Here is a 19979-nt window from a genome sequence, read left to right on the forward strand (position 1 = left end):
TCAATTGAATACAGAATTTAAAAAAGGCTTTTTCTTTGCGTTCGGAGCATATATTCTTTGGGGTATACTCCCTATATATTGGGAATTAATTAGTGATATTGGTGCATTTGAAATATTAGCATTTAGAATTGTATTATCGATGGTGTTTATGTTATTCATCTTAATCATAACGAAAAATATGGCTCCATTTAAACGGGATATTAAACAACTTTTTACAAATCCTATCCAACTTATTGCTATCATTGCAGCGGGTTATGTTATTACAATAAATTGGGGTACTTTTATATGGGCCGTTACAAATGGACATGTACTTCAGTCAAGTTTAGGTTATTATATCAATCCACTGGTCAGTATTTTGTTGGCGCTTATATTTTTAAAAGAACGTTTTAATAAGCTTGAATGGATAGCCATAGGCCTAGCGGTTATCGGAGTACTCTATATGACGTTGAAAATGGGCGTCTTCCCAGGCATTTCATTGTTACTTGCAGGTTCTTTTGGTGTCTATGGATTAATTAAAAAAATAGTCCCTATCGATGCAATAAGTAGCATTACAATTGAATGTATTGTTACTGCTCCCGCTGGATTCATTTATTTATGGTATATTTGGCAAAATGGTGGTTTATCTTTTGGGATGAATAGTTCTTCATTTTGGTTAATCTTTTCAGGTGCGGTTACAGCTGTACCACTTATTTTGTTCTCGGCAGGTGCAAGACGTATTCCTTTATCTTTAACTGGTTTTATTCAGTACATAGGACCAACTTTAATGTTTATACTAGGAATATTTTTATTCAAAGAACCATTTGATATTGATCAATTAATCACATTTGTATTTATATGGATTGGTATTATTATATATAGTATTTCTCAATATTTTAAAATTAAGAAAGATAAAAATCCGATCATTCATTAGCCTTACTAAAAGTCTCTGTTCGTCGTTGCGAATAAGAGGCTTTTTTAATACCTTAAAATCTAAGCGTATACAATCGAATTCATTGATTACGTTTAAGTAGTTAGAAATAGGATAACTATAATATTGTGAGTACTATGAAGTGTCATTAAACAGAAAATGTGAACTTTCAAGCATTTATAATTATAATATAAACGAACCTAAAAATATCTTATAAACGATATGGACAACATATCTCGTATTACAATAAAAGAAATGGAGTGATTAAATGACTAAAGTATTAATATTGGGCGCTAATGGTGCTGTTTCTAAAGCGGCGATCAATTCATTTTTAGAAAACACTTCCTATACTTTGCGCTTATTTTTAAGAGATGCAAATCGATTACCTGATTACGCTTCTGATCGTATACGCGTTAGAGAAGGTGACGCAACAAATTTTGAAGATGTAAATCGTGCTATGGAAGACGTTGATATCGTTTTAGCTTCGTTATCTGGTGAATTAGATAAAGAAGCACAGACCATTGTAGATGCAATGAATGCGAATAATGTCAAAAGACTTATTTTCGTTACTTCCATTGGTATATATAATGAAGTACCAGGGAATTTCGGATTATGGGTACAAGATCAAATTAGTGATTATTTAGTAATTTATAGAAAAGCAGCCGATATCATTGAACAAACTGATTTAGATTACACTATTTTTAGACCTGCCTGGTTAACACATACGAACGAAATCGATTATGAAATCACCAAAAAAGATGAACCTTTTAAAGGGACAGAAGTTTCTAGAAAGAGTGTGGCAGCCATTGCAGTACAAATTGCTAAAGATCCAGCCCTTTATTCAAGAGATAATATAGGGATTAATAAACCCAATACTGATTTTGACAAACCTAGATGGAAGTAGAATAAGTCAATTTTAAAATAATTATGATTCAAGCTAAAGCACATGCATAATTACTAATAACTTAATAAATTGATAAAAAAGACTGAGACATAAATTAATGTTTCAGTTTTTTTATGTTTAAACCATCCTTAGCGCATGATTATAATTTTAAATATTAACTTATTGAAGTCGTAGCATTTTCACTGCTACTTCAACATCTTTAAATTCACTAATTTGTCGAATTCCATGCAAGTCCATATTATTGCAACGACAGAGCGCATGAATACACATAATTTTATATATAGCGTTTTCAAGGTCGAATAATACACTTGTAGTCATGGTTTTTTGGAGTATTATAATTATTGTATTGTACAATATTTTTTATTTAAAAAAATCGAAAGGAGTTTTATTCTATGTTAAAAATATTTTTGCTGTTTGTCTCCCTAATTTTAACGTCAGTTATTTTCGCTCCTACTACTTATGCCACAAATCCGTTAATAAATTTTAATGAGTCTCATTCTGCTGTGATGACACAAACTACTAAAATAAATGATACATTACTAAATGCGAATCAGCCTTCCCAAAATAAAGATACTTCAACACTTATTAATTACCCCGATGTCAATCAATATATAATTCAAAATAATATAAATCACTCAAACGTGATAAAGGACAGTAGAATGAATACACTTCCTAAATTGCCATATAAATATGGTACTTATAAAGGTGTTGTCATTCATGAAGTAGGCGAAGATAATCGAACGCTACAACAATGGGTTGATCGGATGTATGACACATATAACACTGCCTTTGTACATGCATTTGTAGATAACAAAGAAATTCATCTTACCGCACCATCTGAATACTACGTTTGGGGTGCAGGCAAAGCGACTAATCCATATTTTTATCAGATAGAGGTTGTGCGTGCTTATACATTTGACGACTTTGCAAGATCAGTAAATAATCAAGCGTGGCTTGCTGCATATATGTTAAAACAAAATGGTTTGACCCCTAGCTTTGCAGATAAGAATAAGGGGATAGGTACAATCATTAGTCATAATGCAGTAAGACAGTATTGGGGAGGTACGACACATGTTGATACTATCGCTTATTATGGAAAATGGGGATATGATATGCAACAATTTTTCAAACTAGTGACCTATCATTATAATCATATGTAAGTTATGCCTAGTCATTCATTTGCACTAAATTATTTCATAATAAAATACAGTGGATAATTAAGATACTTAAAAAAAGTGTTATTTATAGTTCAACAAAATAGCCTTTTCTTATATAGCTATAATATCCAATGTTAAAAGTGGGGTGCATAAACAAATGCCCCTGTTGTTTTGAGATGTAAAGTGAATATATTTAAAATATGGTGTAGTTAGCATGACAATAAATAATTTTGTAATGTCATAAATTGAATATGGTGCATAAAAATATAGACTGTCACTTTAAGTAATTATTTATTCAATGACTAATGCTAATTAACTTCAAAAAAGTTCTAAGTTGTTTGATAAAATTTGCAATGAAACAATTTAATTTCAAATACTTACTTTAGACATGCAATCATTTGTTATACAATAAGGATTAATTACATATAAGTAATAAAGGGGATACGAAAGATGTCTAATACTGAGCAACTCGATATTTTATATAAATTAAAAAAAGAAGTAGAAAAATCTAAAAACGATAGACTGGTTCACATTATCAATCAGGTTATTAAAAAGGTGTTTTTAGAACAATATACAGCGACATTTGTTGGTCACTTCTCGGCTGGTAAATCCACATTAATCAATTTGTTATTAGAAGAAAGTATTTTACCAAGCTCACCTGTACCAACTACTAGTAATACCGCAATTGTATCTGTTGCTGAACAACCTGGTATCATTGCTAATTTAAGCCATCAACAATACACAATCTTAAATAACTACGATGAAGTGAAACAAATGAATCGCGAGAATTTCGATGTAGAATCTGTTGAAATTAAATTTCCATCAACTAAGTTTAATAAAGGCTTCACATTACAAGATACACCTGGGGTAGATTCAAATGTTGCAACGCACCAATCTAGCACTGAAGAATTTATGTATACAAGTAATATATTATTTTATACTGTAGATTATAATCACGTACAATCAGCATTAAACTTTCAGTTTATGAAACAACTTAATCAAGCAGGTGTACCAGTCGTATTTGTGATAAATCAGATAGATAAGCATAATGAAGAAGAAATTAGTTTCGAAACATTTAAGCGTCGTGTAGATAAATCCATCAATGAGTGGGAAATCGACCTAGATCAAACATTTTACGTTTCAAAATATGAACATGAGCATAATGAAATCACGTCACTTTCTAATTATTTAATAGAGAAAGATACGCATCGTGAATCTATAGCTGCTTTTGTAGAACACATTGTTAAATTTATTACTAACGAACAATTATCTTATGTACAATATGAAATTCAGGATTTACTAGATAAGTTAGATATTAATGAAGCGGATTTTGATCAAGCTTATCTTAATTTCAAACAACATCAGGTAGTTAGTGAAGAAGCCAAACTGCTAAACAATCCTGAAGAATTATATGATTTTTTAAAGCAAAAGAGAAAAGCAATCATCGATAATGCTTATATCATGACGCATGACACAAGAGAAAAAATCAGAATATACTTAGAAAGTCGCACAAAAGATTTTAGTGTTGGCGGATTATTTAATAAAAAGAAAAAGACAGAAGAAGAACAACAACGACGATTAACTACAGTCTTAGAACACTTACAAGATAAAGTTAATCAAGAAATACGACAACCATTAAGAGAAGATATGTCATTTTTAACGAGATTCATCAATTCATCTGATATAAATGATGAGATTTTAAATCAACATTACACTATCCCTTCATCATTGATTAACGATTTATATCAAATGCAAATAACGATTAGTAATCAATATGTATTAACTTTCTGCGACGATTTGATGAAAGCACTTAAACAACATATTGCTAAAGCATCAGATCCATTATTTAAAAAAGCTATAAGCCATGCGCAAGCTAATGATATTGGTACAGAACAAGCAGATGATTACAATGATTATGAGAAGTTTATAGAAATGCGTAGCTTAAGAGAGTCATTAGAAACACAAAACTATATGCATTACTATATTCACATGGACGATTCTCTTGATAAATTGATAGATAGAAAAGAAATTACTTTCACACCGAAAAACAACAAAACTAATCTAAAGAAACAAACAAAATCTGATGTAAGTAAACAGCAGAAGCATTCCAATAATACTCAAAATATTAAAAATGCCTTGAATACCATAAAAGATGTGCCATTATTCGAACAAACAAAATCAGATATAGAAGAAACGCTTAAGAGATTAGATAAGAAAATAATAAAAATTGGTGTTTTTGGCACATTTAGTGCAGGTAAAAGTAGTTTAATCAATGCACTCTTAGGAGATGCATACTTAGTGAGTTCGCCCAACCCAACGACAGCTGCAATGACCGAATTAACTTATGGTCATGAAAGCCAAATCACATTAAAATCCTCTAAACAATTATTAGAAGAATTAAATCATGTGTTTCAAGTAGAAAATAAAACATTTAAAACAATTGAAGATTTTCTATCTAAAAACACGAATAAATTGAAAGCAACATTAGAGAAAAATAAGTTAGCTTTTGTGAACGCTGTTGAAAAGCATTACGATATGTACCAAGACATGCTCAAAGATGGGCAAACACATACGATTGCACAAGATGAAATTAAAAAGTGGAGTGCAGAGGATGAATATGCAACGTTTGTTAATACAGTTCATCTAAATTTACCTTTAGAATGGTTGAAAGATAAAATTATAGTAGATTCATTAGGTTTACATTCAAATAATCAGCGTCATACGAATGAGACAGAAAAAGTACTAACTTCTTCCGATTTAATACTCTATGTTAGTTATTTTAATCATTCATTTACGGAAAATGATAAACGTTTTATTGAACATATGAAAGAAATGAATCAATTGAACGAAAATCAGGCCTTTAAAATGATTGTCAATGCTACTGATTTAGCAGAAACGGAAGAGGATTTAAATGCTGTTATTGAGTATGTCGGTGATGCTTTAAGTCAAGTCAATATGGATTCAGATATTTTTGCAGTATCAAGTAGAGAAGCACTGAAATCAGGCAATGAGGGTATCAAACGCCTTCAAGACAGTATTCAGCACTTTACTCAAATCGAATCCAAAGATATCTTACAGCAACAAATGTTAAATCAATTAAAAAATATTTCTGAAGCTTATGAGCAAATGATTGAAGAATTTAACAATAATAAAAAACAAATTGAACAAAGAAAACAAAAGCTACAAGAATATAAAAATTCTTCAATTTTCAACAATAATATATTACAAATTGCTGAACAACGCACATCAAATGAAGTAGAAGATCAACTATACCATTTAAATGAACGATTAAAACTACAATTACAAGACGAGGTTAAATCTATTTACAATGGACAAATGACAAAAAATAGTAATTTTAATGATGAAAAACGTCAATCAACCAAAATTTACTTAGATCAGATTCACCAACGTCTATATTTAGAACAGTCCCTTTTAGTAGAACGTATCAAGAAGTATTTTCATGAACAAGTACATGCAGAGATTGCACCATTAAAACAAAAGCTTGAACAAGTACATGTATTTATACAACCTGAGTTTAGTCAAGAAATTATTGAACTTGATGACCCTTATTTAAAAATTGATTTAGAAACCATGCTCAATGCTTTACCAAAAGGTTTAACTAAGAAAACGATTTTGCAACCTAAATCTCAAAGTGCGATTCAAGAACAAATCACACACGAAACCATAGCACTTTTAGCACCTTGTATTGCAAATTTAAAACAAGCAATGAGCGACATTGTCTCTACAATGGATTACAATGCTGAAACTAAATTCAAAACATTAGAAAAAGAAGCGCATCATCAAATTCAAGAACTATTAGCATTTGAAATGGACGACGCTCTTATTAAACAATTACAAGAAACAAACGAAAAATTAAAAGCATTATTGTAAAAATAGAAAGAGGACACAATATGACCAAAAAAATATTACTAATAGACGGCATGGCTTTATTATTTCGCCACTTCTTTGCAACAAGTTTGCATAAACAATTTATGAGAAATTCATCAGGTATACCTACAAATGGTGTTCAAGGATTTGTTCGCCATGTGTTTACCGCTATCAATGAAATACAGCCTTCTCATGTCGCAGTGTGCTGGGATATGGGTAAATCAACATTTAGAAATGATATGTTTGATGGATATAAACAAAATAGACCTGCACCACCAGAAGAACTGATTCCACAATTTGACTATGTCAAAGAAGTTTCTAATCAATTTGGATTTGTAAATATTGGCGTTCAAAATTATGAAGCTGATGATGTTATCGGTACACTTGCACAACAATATTCTGATCAAAATCAAGTTTATGTCGTAACAGGTGATAAAGATATTTTGCAATGTATTAATCCTAATGTAGAAATATGGCTAACTAAAAAAGGCTTTAATATTTATAACCGCTATACTTTAGATCGTTTTCAAAGTGAATACGGGTTGAATCCTTTACAGTTAATCGATGTCAAAGCATTTATGGGAGACACAGCTGATGGTTATCCAGGTGTGAAAGGGATTGGTGAAAAAACAGCAATTAAACTCATTCAAAATCACGGGTCTGTAGAATCTGTTTTAAATGCATTAGACCAATTAACACCAGGTCAAAGAACTAAAATCGAAGCTAATATCGATAACCTTAAATTGTCAAAAACATTAGCAGAAATTCATACCAAAGTGCCTTTAAATACAGTCGATTTGCTGGATAAGATGCAATTTGGAACAGAACTTACTAAAATTCTTAATATATGTAAAGAACATGAGTTGTATGTTTCTGGTAAATATCTATCCACACATTTCAGTTAAATTCATAATTTAACTATCATAACAATGTGAATAATGTAGTAGGCAAGACACAGGAAAAGATTTTGATAGAAAATGTTTTTTTGCACCAAATGATTAAAGGTGGCTAATTTAAAAATTTACAAACCTAACTCATTTTTTTGAATCGACAAATAAGATGATAAAGTGCAGGATTATACAGTTATTTCTTTATTTAAAAACGAGACTGAGGCAACTATTAATGTCTCAGTCTCGTTTTTCGATTCATAACCGCTTCTTTGTAGTAGCTTTAGATAGCGTTATGATTTTTTGTTATGTTTGGTTATTTGATATAAACTTTGTTTTGCATGATGATTCGCTTCTTTATTTTGGTTTCTCGGTACCCAACGAACAAAGAGTAATTCAAATTTTTGTTCTAATTTTATAATTTCATTATAGTAAGATTTGAATTTTTCATTTTTTACATTCCCTCTATTAAAACTATCTTCGATAAGTTTAGAATCCGTATATACAAGGCCAGTTGTTATATTATGTGCTATAGCACATTCCAACGCGAACTGAAACGATGCCCATTCAGCACTATGGTTATCCATTTGACCCAATGATTTCGTGTAATGAAATCGTTCTTCTTCTGTGATAATGACAACTGCACTGGCACTTTCACCAGGGTTGCCAGCTGTTGCAGCATCAAAATAAATTTTCGCCATTCATATCATCCTTATAACTATATTTACATTTATACTACCAAACAAATGGTACTTGTTCTATATAAGTGAAACGATACTAATCGGATATTTAGACATTTTGACGTAAGATGATGTATAATAAATAACATACTATAAAGGTCGGAATTAAAGGAGGCTGTTATATTGAAAAATATGTTCATCATACATGGTTACCAAGCTAGCACCGAAAATCATTGGTTTGAATGGTTAGCAACACAGATGAAATCCTATGATTATCATACTGAAATCGTATATTTACCAAATACTAATAACCCCGATTTAGATGCTTGGGACAGCGCAATTCAACATAGTTTAAATCATAAACTCGATAAGGATTCTATCATTGTTGCTCATAGCCTGGGTGTGGTTACTGTCTTAAATTATTTATCAAAAGAAAAGGTATTTAGTAATATAAAAGGGCTGTTTTTAATTTCAGGTTTCAATGAACCTTTACACAATCTCCCTGAATTGAATCAATTTATCAATCAAACACAAGTACAATTTGAAAATATTAATGCGCAACATATCATGACCATAGCTGGAGATAATGACCCAGTTGTCGACATAAATGCAACAAACCGATTATCTCAACAATTAAATACAGAAACAGTCGAACTGCATCATAATGGACACTTCCAAGATTGCGATGGTTATCTTACTTTTGATTTTCTTAAAAATCAAATTGCTGCTATTTTAAATAATAAAAACTCTGAAATTGGCATTTAACCAATTTCAGAGTTTTTTAATAACCTTCATCTAATTTACTAATTTTTCCTTTACGATACATGGATTTCGCCCAGTAACCAAATGGTACATTAAATATCGTTGAGATTACTTTCAATAGATACGTAGTAATAAAAATTTCAAATACTGCTGCATTTGGCATTGAACCATAAAATGCAATGGTTACAAATAAAGCAGTGTCGATTATGTTACTTATGATCGTACTACCATATGCTCTAATGATAAATGTTTTATCTGAGCTAAACACTTTTTTTATTAACGAGAAGAGTAGTACATCTAAATGTTGTCCGATTATATAGGCAACCACTGATCCCAATGCAATTCTTGGCACAAGATTAAATATTGATTCCAACGCACCTTGCGAAGTATCAATAGATGATGGTGTAAAATGCAGCGACATTTGCATTACGATAATCATAACAAGTGTTGAACTAAAGCCAATCCAGACTGCACGCTTTGCAACTTTTCTACCATAAATATCATTTAAAATATCTGTGGCAAGATATATAGAAGCAAACATTACATTACCTAATGTTGCTGAAATAGTAAATATGTCGATTGTTTTAAGAACTTGGATATTAGCAAGTACAGTTCCAATTGCAATCCATGCGATTAATCCCTGTTTCCCAAACAAGCGATACATAGCTACTAATAATAAAAAGGTAACTAAAAATGTCAGTACACCAAATATTTCGTTAAACAATTTAAATTCCTCCTAAATTTTGATAATGCGGGAGTTTAGAAACCGCAAAATAAACAACTAAGTAATTTTATCAGAAAAAATTAAAAATACAAGTGTGTTTATTCATATCGTACATAAAAAGTTGAATATCTATTTTCATAAATTTAAAGATTAAACAATCCTAGTTACAAATGATATAATGTCTTCAAGTGTCAAAACATTATAAAATGAATCAATCGATAGAAATATGATATTTTAAGTAATATAGGAGCGTGACAAACATTCTTACTTATTCTGAAAAAGAAGCTATGGCTTCAATAGATGATTTAATGAACACTTATTGCAAATCATGTTTGCTCAAACATCATATAAGAAAGTCAGAAGGTAAAACACAAGCACATCATTTTTGTATAAATGAATGTTCAATCGGCAAAGAAATTAAACAATTAGGAAATGAGTTACAATAATTAGGAGGCATTTTATTATGGAGATTTTAGAAGTATCGCAAACACCAAACCCAAATACAATGAAAATCGTTTTACAATTATCAGGTGAAGATTACAAACCGAATACCTTTACTGCAGTAAAAGATAATCAACCTGAGTTTATTAACGATATTTTACAAATCGAAGGAATAAAATCTATTTTCCAAGCAATGAATTTTATCTCCGTAGATAAAAAGGCGGACTATGAGTGGGAAACACTATTACCTGAAGTAACTAAAACCTTAAAAGAAATATAAAAAGGAGTTTTCTGAATGGAAATTGTACGTGTCGAACCAACGCCCAGTCCCAACACAATGAAAATTGTTTTGAATGAGAAAAGAAAAGATAATAAGTCAAATACGTATACAACTATTCTTGATAATCAGCCCAAGTTTATCAATGATGTATTAGCAGTTGATGGTGTGAAATCTATATTTTACGTTATGGATTTTTTAGCTGTAGATAAAAAGCCCAAATATGATTGGGAAGTTTTATTACCTAAAGTAACAGCAACATTAAGCGACGAATCTGAATCTATTGATACACCAGCACCAGATGAACACTTTGGCGAAGTTAAAGCTGAAGTACTTCAGTTCAAAGGGATTCCATATCAGGTTAAACTTACTTCTAGTTCCGAAGAAAAACGTAAGCAATTACCTGAAGTGTATATTGATAGTATGCTTGCAGCTCAAAAAGATGATGACAATATTGTTTTCCAACGTAAATGGGAAAACTTAGGTATACGTTATGGTGAATTAGATGATATTATGTCTGAAGTCACTGAAGAAATCCTAGCACTTTATCCTGAAAAAGATTTAAACCATCTTGTAGAAAATGCTTTAAATACAGATGTCGTTATTCCTGAAAAAAAATACCAACATGTGACGCTTGAGACTTATCAAGCAACTGATGATTGGAAAGAACGCTTAAGAATGTTAAAAGCTTTCCCAACACCAACAGAGAGAGATTTCCCATTATTAGGTGATGCTGTTAGTGAAGAAGAGAAAACACCATTAAGACGTGAAGCGATCGTGTTGCTTGGTATGATAGAAGATAAAGCAGTATTACCTTATTTATTTAAAGGATTACATGATAAAAGTCCAGCAGTCAGAAGAACAGCTGGTGATTGTTTAAGCGATTTAGGATTCAAACAAGCTTTGCCTGAAATGGAAAAAGCATTAGATGATCCCCATAAAATAGTAAGATGGCGAGCTGCTATGTTTATATTTGATGAAGGCGGTCCTGAACAACTTGATGCACTTCGCACACATGAAAATGACCCTGCATATGAAGTTAAACTTCAAATAGAAATGGCAATAGCAAGAATTGAAAATGGTGATGAAGCATTAGGTTCTGTGTGGAAACAAATTGCTAATAGAAATAAATCGTAATAATTTGATGATATGAATTTATAAAGGAGTGTTTTAAATGAATGCATATGAAGCATACATGAATGAACTTGCAACTCAAATGCGTAGTGAATTAACTGGACGTGATTTCAAAAGTTTAGAAACCGCAGATGAAGTATCTAACTTTATGACAAATGTGGGTAGTGACGATACAACATTTGTTGTTATTAATTCAACATGTGGTTGTGCAGCTGGTTTAGCAAGACCAGCGGCTGTTACAGTTGTAGAACAAAATGATAAAAAACCTACAAATAAAGTAACAGTATTCGCAGGTCAAGATAAAGAAGCTACTGCAACAATGCGTGATTATATTCAACAGGTTCCATCTAGTCCATCCTATGCGCTTTTCAAAGGACAAGAATTGAAACATTTTATACCTCGTGAACACATTGAAGGTAGAGATATTCAAGATATTTGTATGGACATTAAAGACGCATTTGACGATTACTGCTAAATGGTTCGTATGGTTATATAAATATCGCTGTTAAATCGTATTGAATAACATAGCGTAAAAATTCATTAAATGGTCATTATGCCAACTTACTGTGTCTAAACAAGCCAATAAGATATAGTAAGTTGGCATTTATTCCATAAAAATAAGTACTAACGCGTATAACGTTTACAAAAAATGATGTATAATTTACTCAAAGTACATTATTTTTACATAATTAATGTTAAATCCTTTAACTTATAACAATTATCCAATAAGATACAAATAAAATTAATTTTGGAAGGAGTGGATTAAATGTTAAATGCTTTTGATCAAGCGTATCATCAATTATGTGAAGAAATTTTAGAAATCGGTAAACAAAAGAATGATCGCACAAATACTGGAACCATCTCAAAATTTGGTCACCAACTGAGGTTTGATTTATCAAAAGGCTTCCCATTACTAACAACTAAAAAAGTATCATTTAAATTAATTGCTACAGAGCTCTTATGGTTTATCAAAGGAGATACAAATATTAAGTATTTACTTCAATATAATAACAACATTTGGAATGAGTGGGCATTCGAAAAATTTGTTCAATCCAAAGACTATAACGGACCTGACATGACTGATTTTGGCCATAGGGCACAAAAAGACGAGTCCTTTAACCTAATCTATAAAGACGAAATGAACCAATTTAAAAAACGTATTTTAAATGATGATGATTTTGCTAAAAAATATGGTGATTTAGGTAATGTTTATGGTAAACAATGGCGTGATTGGGAAGATAAATATGGTAATCATTATGATCAATTAAAAACGGTGATCAATCAAATTAAAACGAATCCTAATTCAAGACGTCATATCGTATCTGCATGGAATCCAACAGAAATTGATACAATGGCGTTACCACCTTGTCATACAATGTTTCAGTTTTATGTTCAAGATGGCAAATTAAGTTGTCAATTATACCAAAGAAGTGCAGACATCTTTTTAGGGGTTCCTTTTAACATCGCAAGTTATAGTTTATTAACTCACCTCATCGCGAAAGAATGTGGCCTTGAAGTTGGAGAATTTGTACACACCTTTGGCGATGCACATATATACTCTAATCATATCGAAGCTATTGAGACACAATTAGCACGAGAAAGCTATAATCCACCAACACTTAATATCAATTCAGATGCATCTATTTTTGATATTGATTACGAGGATTTAGAAATTGTTGATTATGAATCACATCCAGCGATTAAAGCACCCATCGCAGTTTAAATGGGAAATGACTTAAAAACATCAATAATTTATTATATAATGCACTTTGTGTTTCATATTAAACTGTTTTCATTTCAATATTAGGAGGAACATTATGACACTTTCAATACTTGTAGCCCATGATCAACAACGGGTTATTGGCGTAAATAACCAATTGCCTTGGCATTTACCTAGTGATTTAAAGCACGTTAAGTCGTTAACTACTGGAAATACGCTTGTCATGGGTCGTGCAACATTTGAATCTATCGGGAAACCTCTTCCTAATAGAAGAAATGTTGTGTTAACTAGAAATAAATCATTTAAACCAGAGGGTGTGGATGTTATCCATTCTTTCGAAGAAATCTACGACTTACCTGGCCATGTTTTTATATTTGGTGGCCAGTCCTTATTTGAAGAAATGATAGATAAGGTTGATGATATGTATATTACTGTTATTGAAGATAAATATAACGGTGATACTTTTTTCCCACCATATACTTTTAAAGACTGGGAAGTCGCATCATCAAATAAAGGTGTATTGGATGAAAAAAATACGATTCCTCATACCTTTTTACATTTAATCCGCAAGGGAACTTCATAGGAGGAAATTTATGATAAAAAAGAAAATTGTTACTGATTCAACATCTGATTTATCACATGAATATTTAAATGAAAATAATATTCATGTGATACCTCTTAATTTAACAATTGATGGTGAATCCTACATTGACCAAATAGATATATCGTCGAAAGAATATATTCAAAAACTGGAAGAAAATGCTGATACTAAAACAAGTCAACCTGCTATCGGTAAGTTCATTGAATTATACGATGAACTAGGCGAAGATGGTTCTGAAATCATAAGCATTCATATGACATCAGGTTTAAGCGGAACTTATCAGACTGCACTGCAAGCTAGCGAAATGACTGATAGTAAAGTTACTGTCATTGATTCTAAGTCTATTTCTTTTGGTTTAGGTTACCAAGTGCAACACATTGTTGATTGGAATAATACTGGACTATCAACAAATGAAATCGTTGAAAACATTGTTGAACTACAAAAAAACATTAAACTTTATGTTGTTATAGGACAATTAAACCAATTAATTAAAGGCGGACGTATTAGCAAAACGAAAGGTTTAATTGGTAATATGATGCAAATCAAACCAATCGGAACACTCGAAGACGGAAAGATTGAATTAATTCATAATTCTCGAACACAAAATGCAAGTGTTCAGTTCCTCAAAAAAGAAGTGAGCGCGTTTATCGGTGATAAAAATGTAAAATCTATCGGTATTGCACATGCAAATATTATTGAATTCGTAGACAAAGTAAAAAAACATTTTTCAGAAGAGTTCAACTTTACAAAATTCGACACGAACGTTACAACACCTATCATTTCAACACATACAGGACAAGGTGCTATCGGTTTAGTCGTATTACGATCATAAAGTACTACTTCAAAGCGCGCTATGACTATACTCAAAATGAAATTGGTCTTATTTAATATATAAACAGTTTCATAGCAAATCGCTTAAAATAATGGTAACTTTATGACAAAATAGATATAGGAGGTATATTATGGCTTATGCGACATTAGCAGGAGGATGTTTTTGGTGTTTAGTTAAACCATTCACTTCATATCCTGGTATCGAAAACGTTGTTTCTGGTTATAGTGGTGGACATACAGATAACCCAACTTATGAAAGTGTAAGTACAAATCAAACTGGGCATGTCGAGGCAGTCCAAATTACTTATAACTCAGAAATTACTTCCTTCGAAAATATATTAGACGTTTATTTCAAAACGTTTGATCCTACTGATAACGGTGGTCAATTTTTTGATCGTGGAGAACATTATGAGCCTGCTATTTTTTATCATGATGAAAATCAGAAAAAAGCAGCCGAAGCTAAAATTCAACAATTAAATGAACAAGGTATCTTTAACAAACCTGTCATTACACCCATTAAACCATATAAAAATTTTTATCCAGCTGAAACCTATCATCAGGATTACTATAAAAAGAATCCATTGCATTATGAACAGTATCAACGTGGATCAGGTCGGAAAAATTTTATAGAAAAGCATTGGGGGAAACAAAATGATTAAAAAGAATAAAAATGATTTAAATGAAATGGAGTATTTAGTTACACAAGAAAATGGTACAGAACCGCCATTTCAAAACGAATACTGGAACCACTTTGAAAAAGGTATTTACGTTGATAAAATTTCAGGTAAACCATTATTCACTTCTGAAGAAAAATTCGAATCAGATTGTGGTTGGCCAAGTTTTTCTAAGGCATTAGCCGATGAAGAAATCGTTGAATTAGTCGACAAAACATTTGGCATGGTGCGCACTGAAGTACGTTCTGAAGATGCAAATAGCCATTTAGGTCACGTATTCAATGACGGACCAAAAGAAAGCGGCGGTCTGAGATATTGCATTAATTCAGCAGCTGTACAATTTATACCATATGAAAAATTAGAAGAACTAGGATATGGAGATTTAATACCACATTTTGAAAAATAAGGAGCGAACATATTATGTTTAAAAAATTATTTGGTAAAGGCAAAGAGGTCAATAAAGAAAGCGCGATTTATGCACCAATCACTGGGGAATATGTAAAAATCGAAGATATACCAGATCCAGTATTTGCTCAAAAAATGATGGGTGAAGGCTTTGGTATAAATCCAACAGAAGGTGAAGTTGTTTCACCAATCGATGGTAAGGTAGATAATGTTTTCCCAACGAAACATGCTATTGGATTAAAAGCTGAAAATGGCCTAGAATTACTTGTTCATATTGGTCTTGATACCGTGCAATTAGATGGTGAAGGCTTTGACATTCTAGTTGAAAGTGGCGACGTTGTTAACGTTGGAGACCCATTATTAAAATTTGATTTAGACTATATAAAAGAAAATGCAAAATCAGTTGTTTCACCAATTATTATCACAAATTCTGACAACACAGCATCTATTTCAGTGGCTGATGTAACAACTTTGACTAAAGGTGAAACTAAAATTGTTGATGTGACAACGAACTAATGAAAGACCATTCATTTTATCATTTTGCCCTTACAGCACGTGGGCGTAAAGATGAAAAAGGTGAATTAGCAGAAGAAATATTTGATGATTTATCTTTTCCAAAACATGAAAAAGACTTTCATATACTGTCAGATTATATAGAAACACAAGGGCATTATACTATTTCATTATCCGTTTTTGATGATTTATACGAGGAATATACCGAATGGTTAAAATTTTAATTACTTTAACATTTGAGTAGCACGATTAAAATATATTAAAATAATAAGGTATCATTTGTTGCTGGGATTAATCTAAATGATTCAATCCCAGCTCATTTTATTTGTAATGATTTTTTACAATATTAATTTTTTACATATGTATTGGAAGTGATTAAATGTCAGAAAGTAAAGACACAACTGAAGTGAATCAAGAAGTAAATGAAAAAGCATCATCGCAATCAACAAAGAAACAAATAAATTTCAAACGTAGTCACTTTATTATTATATTAATAGTTACAATACTTGTAACTGCTATGATTGCAGTATTTGCAACGATTGGCATCAGTCATTGGACAAGTGGTTTAAATAGTGATCAACGTGATGAGATGAAAAAAGTAGAGCAAGTTTATCAAACACTAGATGATGAATACTATAAAGATACTAGTTCAGAAGAGCTGGGGACAGCAGCGATTGATGGTATGGTAAAAAAATTGGATGACCCTTATTCAGACTATATGACCAAAAAAGAAACTAAATCATTTAATGAAGATGTATCAGGTGATTTTGTAGGTATTGGGGCTGAAATGCAAAAGAAAGGGAATCAAATTCAAATTACAAGCCCTATGAAACAATCACCTGCTGAAAAGGCCGGAATTCAGCCTAAAGATGTGGTTACTAAAGTGAATGGTAAATCGATTAAAGGACAGCCTTTAGAAGCAATTGTTAAAAAAGTTAGAGGAAAACAAGGTACAAAAGTAACACTAACCATTGAACGCGGTGGGCAAGCTCACGACATCACAATAAAACGAGATAAAATTCATGTCAAAAGTGTTGAATACCAAAAACATGGCGATGTCGGTGTCTTTACTATCAATAAATTCCAAAATAGTACATCAGGCGAATTAAAATCTGCCATCATTAAAGCACACAAAGATGGCATCCGTAAAATTGTATTGGATTTACGTAATAATCCTGGAGGCTTATTAGATGAAGCTGTTAAAATGGCAAACATTTTCATTGATAAAAATGAAACAGTTGTTCAATTAGAAAAAGGCAAACATAAAGAAGCAATTAAGGCTTCAAATGATGCCTCAAAAGAAGCCAAAGATATGGATGTTTCTATTTTAGTAAATAAAGGCTCAGCTAGTGCTTCAGAAGTTTTCACAGGTGCTATGAAAGATTATAATAAAGCCAAAGTTTATGGTTCAAAAACATTTGGTAAAGGCATTGTGCAGACTACACGAGAATTTGAAGATGGTTCATTATTAAAATTCACTAATATGAAATGGTTAACGCCAAAATCTCATTATATTCATGGAAAAGGCATTACTCCTGATAAGAAAATAGAAGAACCTGCATATCAATCATTAAATGTTATCCCAAGCAATAAAACATATCAGTTGGGTGACGATGATAAAAATGTTAAAACAATGAAGGTGGGATTGAATGTATTAGGCTATCATATTAATAATCATTCTACTGAATTTGATAGCGAACTAGAGGATGCCCTCAAATCCTTCCAAAAGAAAAATAATTTAGATGTAAATGGCACATTTAACAAGTCAACGAATGAAAAATTCACACAGCAACTTGTTGAAAAAGCAAACAAAGAAGACACGGTATTAAATGAGCTTTTAAAAAAACTAAATTAATTTAAGAGGAGTCATCGGTTTATGATTAGAAAAGCAAATAAAAATGATTTATCTAGTATTTTAAACATTGTAGAAGAAGCTAAAACTATTATGAAGCAAGACAACAACAATCAATGGGATGAACAATATCCTTTAGAAGAACATTTTGAAGAAGATATTGAAAAAGACACACTTTTTGTTCTAGAAGAAAATTCTATTATTTATGCTTTTATAGTTGTCGACCAACAGCAATCAGAATGGTATGATGAATTAGAATGGCCAATTGACAGAAAAGGTGCCTATGTTATTCATAGATTGGCAGGATCATCTGAATATAAAGGTACTGCAACGCAACTATTTGATTTTGCAGTTAATTTAGCACTGGATCATAATATTCATGTGTTATTAACCGATACATTTGCTTTAAATAAGCGCGCACAAGGACTGTTTACTAAATTTGGCTTTAGCAAAGTAGGCGAAGCAAAAATTGATTATCATCCTTTTAATAAAGGTGAACCATTTTATGCCTATTATAAAAATTTAGAAGAATAGAGGTTATATTATGACGAAAATCGCATTTACCGGTGGAGGTACAGTTGGACATGTTTCCGTAAACCTAAGTTTGATTCCAACTGCAATAGAAGAAGGATACGATACCTTTTATATCGGATCAAAAAATGGGATTGAACGTGAAATGATTGAATCTCAATTACCTTCAATTAAATACCACTCTATATCTAGTGGTAAATTAAGAAGGTATATTTCTTGGGATAATATTAAAGATATATTTAAGGTGTTAAAAGGTGTATTAGATGCTAGAAGTGTGCTAAAAAAAGAAAAGCCTGATTTACTATTTTCTAAAGGGGGATTTGTTTCAGTACCAGTCGTTATTGCTGCAAAATCTTTAAAAATCCCTACGATTATACATGAATCTGATTTAACACCTGGTTTAGCAAATAAAATCTCATTAAAATTCGCTAAAAAAATATATACTACCTTTGAAGATACATTAAATTATTTACCTAAAGATAAAGCAGATTTTGTTGGTGCAACAGTGAGAGAAGACTTAAAAACTGGAGATAAACATAGAGGTTATCAACTGACAGAATTTAATAATGATAAAAAAGTATTATTAGTCATGGGTGGCAGTCTAGGCAGTAAAAAATTGAATGACATTATAAGACAAAATCTCGAGACACTTCAAGAGACTTACCAAGTCATTCATTTAACTGGAAAAGGGCTATTAGACAATTCATATGTTGGCACTAAAGATTACATTCAATTTGAATTTGTTAAAGATGATTTAACGGATTTACTTGCTATTACAGATACAGTGATTAGTCGTGCTGGTTCTAACGCTATCTATGAATTTTTAGCGCTACGCATTCCAATGTTATTAATTCCTTTAGGTTTAGATCAATCACGTGGCGACCAAATTGACAATGCTAAACATTTTGAATCAAAAGGATTTGGTAAAACAATTCTCGAAGATACATTAACTGAAAATGAATTAAAAACACAATTGAGAGAAATTGAAACCAATCGCGATGATATCATTAAACAAATGCAAACATATAAAGAAAGCTTTACGCGTCAGGATTTATTCCAAAAGATAATAAACGATGCTTTAAGCGAATAGG

Annotated in this window: 22 protein-coding genes; 20 read left to right on the top strand and 2 right to left on the bottom strand. The window is 31.4% G+C overall.

What is annotated here, in order from left to right:
* Nucleotides 1-4 precede the first annotated feature (4 nt).
* The 5 genes from rarD (at nucleotide 5) to SSP_RS06635 (ending at nucleotide 7761) form a co-directional block, all read left to right on the top strand.
* The gene (gene rarD / locus SSP_RS06615; RefSeq protein WP_011303087.1) at nucleotides 5-910 is read left to right on the top strand and encodes an EamA family transporter RarD; all 906 of its coding nucleotides are present in this window, start codon (nucleotides 5-7) and stop codon (nucleotides 908-910) included.
* 265 nt (nucleotides 911-1175) lie between these two features.
* A complete protein-coding gene (locus SSP_RS06620; RefSeq protein WP_011303088.1) occupies nucleotides 1176-1811 on the top strand; it encodes an SDR family oxidoreductase in 636 nt (211 codons plus the stop codon).
* Nucleotides 1812-2203: 392 nt separating this feature from the next.
* A complete protein-coding gene (locus tag SSP_RS06625; RefSeq protein WP_011303089.1) occupies nucleotides 2204-2971 on the top strand; it encodes a peptidoglycan recognition protein family protein in 768 nt (255 codons plus the stop codon).
* Nucleotides 2972-3418: 447 nt separating this feature from the next.
* Nucleotides 3419-6859 carry a dynamin family protein gene (locus tag SSP_RS06630; protein ID WP_011303090.1) on the top strand — a complete coding sequence of 1147 codons (3441 nt, stop codon included), beginning with the start codon at nucleotides 3419-3421 and terminating at the stop codon, nucleotides 6857-6859.
* Between the two features lie 20 nt (nucleotides 6860-6879).
* Nucleotides 6880-7761 carry a 5'-3' exonuclease gene (locus tag SSP_RS06635; RefSeq protein ID WP_011303091.1) on the top strand — a complete coding sequence of 294 codons (882 nt, stop codon included), beginning with the start codon at nucleotides 6880-6882 and terminating at the stop codon, nucleotides 7759-7761.
* A 275-nt stretch (nucleotides 7762-8036) separates the two neighbouring features.
* Here SSP_RS06635 and SSP_RS06640 read toward each other — a convergent pair whose 3' ends face one another.
* The gene (locus SSP_RS06640; protein WP_002483280.1) at nucleotides 8037-8444 is read right to left on the bottom strand and encodes a ribonuclease HI family protein; all 408 of its coding nucleotides are present in this window, start codon (nucleotides 8442-8444) and stop codon (nucleotides 8037-8039) included.
* A gap of 162 nt (nucleotides 8445-8606) precedes the next feature.
* Here SSP_RS06640 and SSP_RS06645 point away from each other — a divergent pair, with 162 nt between their 5' ends.
* On the top strand, nucleotides 8607-9188 hold the full coding sequence (locus SSP_RS06645; RefSeq protein WP_011303092.1) for an RBBP9/YdeN family alpha/beta hydrolase: 582 nt from the start codon (nucleotides 8607-8609) through the stop codon (nucleotides 9186-9188).
* A 16-nt stretch (nucleotides 9189-9204) separates the two neighbouring features.
* On the opposite strand, the gene SSP_RS06650 is transcribed toward SSP_RS06645, so the two are convergent.
* The gene (locus SSP_RS06650) at nucleotides 9205-9909 is read right to left on the bottom strand and encodes a queuosine precursor transporter (RefSeq protein ID WP_002483282.1); all 705 of its coding nucleotides are present in this window, start codon (nucleotides 9907-9909) and stop codon (nucleotides 9205-9207) included.
* Nucleotides 9910-10160: 251 nt separating this feature from the next.
* Between SSP_RS06650 and SSP_RS06655 the strand changes: the two genes are divergently transcribed.
* The 14 genes from SSP_RS06655 to SSP_RS06720 all read left to right on the top strand — a co-directional run bounded on the left by SSP_RS06655 (nucleotide 10161) and on the right by SSP_RS06720 (nucleotide 19978).
* A complete protein-coding gene (locus SSP_RS06655; protein WP_011303093.1) occupies nucleotides 10161-10355 on the top strand; it encodes a zinc-finger domain-containing protein in 195 nt (64 codons plus the stop codon).
* A 17-nt stretch (nucleotides 10356-10372) separates the two neighbouring features.
* Nucleotides 10373-10630, top strand: coding sequence for a NifU N-terminal domain-containing protein (locus tag SSP_RS06660; RefSeq protein ID WP_011303094.1), 258 nt, complete (start codon nucleotides 10373-10375; stop codon nucleotides 10628-10630).
* A 15-nt stretch (nucleotides 10631-10645) separates the two neighbouring features.
* A complete protein-coding gene (locus SSP_RS06665; RefSeq protein ID WP_011303095.1) occupies nucleotides 10646-11764 on the top strand; it encodes a conserved virulence factor C family protein in 1119 nt (372 codons plus the stop codon).
* 37 nt (nucleotides 11765-11801) lie between these two features.
* Nucleotides 11802-12236 (top strand): bacilliredoxin BrxA, encoded by a 435-nt coding sequence (gene brxA, locus SSP_RS06670; RefSeq protein ID WP_002483285.1) that lies wholly within the window; start codon nucleotides 11802-11804, stop codon nucleotides 12234-12236.
* 291 nt (nucleotides 12237-12527) lie between these two features.
* Entirely contained in the window at nucleotides 12528-13484 is a 957-nt protein-coding gene (locus SSP_RS06675; protein WP_011303096.1) for a thymidylate synthase, read from the top strand.
* Nucleotides 13485-13578: 94 nt separating this feature from the next.
* The gene (locus SSP_RS06680; RefSeq protein ID WP_011303097.1) at nucleotides 13579-14064 is read left to right on the top strand and encodes a dihydrofolate reductase; all 486 of its coding nucleotides are present in this window, start codon (nucleotides 13579-13581) and stop codon (nucleotides 14062-14064) included.
* A gap of 10 nt (nucleotides 14065-14074) precedes the next feature.
* On the top strand, nucleotides 14075-14914 hold the full coding sequence (locus SSP_RS06685; RefSeq protein WP_011303098.1) for a DegV family protein: 840 nt from the start codon (nucleotides 14075-14077) through the stop codon (nucleotides 14912-14914).
* 130 nt (nucleotides 14915-15044) lie between these two features.
* Nucleotides 15045-15572 (top strand): peptide-methionine (S)-S-oxide reductase MsrA, encoded by a 528-nt coding sequence (gene msrA, locus SSP_RS06690; protein ID WP_002483289.1) that lies wholly within the window; start codon nucleotides 15045-15047, stop codon nucleotides 15570-15572.
* Nucleotides 15565-15993, top strand: coding sequence for a peptide-methionine (R)-S-oxide reductase MsrB (msrB, locus tag SSP_RS06695; RefSeq protein ID WP_002483290.1), 429 nt, complete (start codon nucleotides 15565-15567; stop codon nucleotides 15991-15993). The genes msrA and msrB overlap by 8 nt, the downstream gene beginning before the upstream one ends.
* A gap of 14 nt (nucleotides 15994-16007) precedes the next feature.
* Nucleotides 16008-16508, top strand: coding sequence for a PTS sugar transporter subunit IIA (locus SSP_RS06700; protein ID WP_011303099.1), 501 nt, complete (start codon nucleotides 16008-16010; stop codon nucleotides 16506-16508).
* Entirely contained in the window at nucleotides 16508-16729 is a 222-nt protein-coding gene (locus tag SSP_RS06705; RefSeq protein ID WP_002483292.1) for a YozE family protein, read from the top strand. Before SSP_RS06700 ends, SSP_RS06705 begins: the two co-directional genes overlap by 1 nt.
* A 155-nt stretch (nucleotides 16730-16884) precedes the next feature.
* The gene (locus SSP_RS06710; RefSeq protein ID WP_011303100.1) at nucleotides 16885-18360 is read left to right on the top strand and encodes a S41 family peptidase; all 1476 of its coding nucleotides are present in this window, start codon (nucleotides 16885-16887) and stop codon (nucleotides 18358-18360) included.
* 21 nt (nucleotides 18361-18381) lie between these two features.
* Nucleotides 18382-18891 (top strand): GNAT family N-acetyltransferase, encoded by a 510-nt coding sequence (locus tag SSP_RS06715; protein WP_011303101.1) that lies wholly within the window; start codon nucleotides 18382-18384, stop codon nucleotides 18889-18891.
* Between the two features lie 10 nt (nucleotides 18892-18901).
* The gene (locus SSP_RS06720; RefSeq protein ID WP_011303102.1) at nucleotides 18902-19978 is read left to right on the top strand and encodes an undecaprenyldiphospho-muramoylpentapeptide beta-N-acetylglucosaminyltransferase; all 1077 of its coding nucleotides are present in this window, start codon (nucleotides 18902-18904) and stop codon (nucleotides 19976-19978) included.
* Nucleotide 19979 lies beyond the last annotated feature (1 nt).

It is taken from the genome of Staphylococcus saprophyticus subsp. saprophyticus ATCC 15305 = NCTC 7292, from assembly GCF_000010125.1.
Lineage (GTDB): Bacteria > Bacillota > Bacilli > Staphylococcales > Staphylococcaceae > Staphylococcus > Staphylococcus saprophyticus.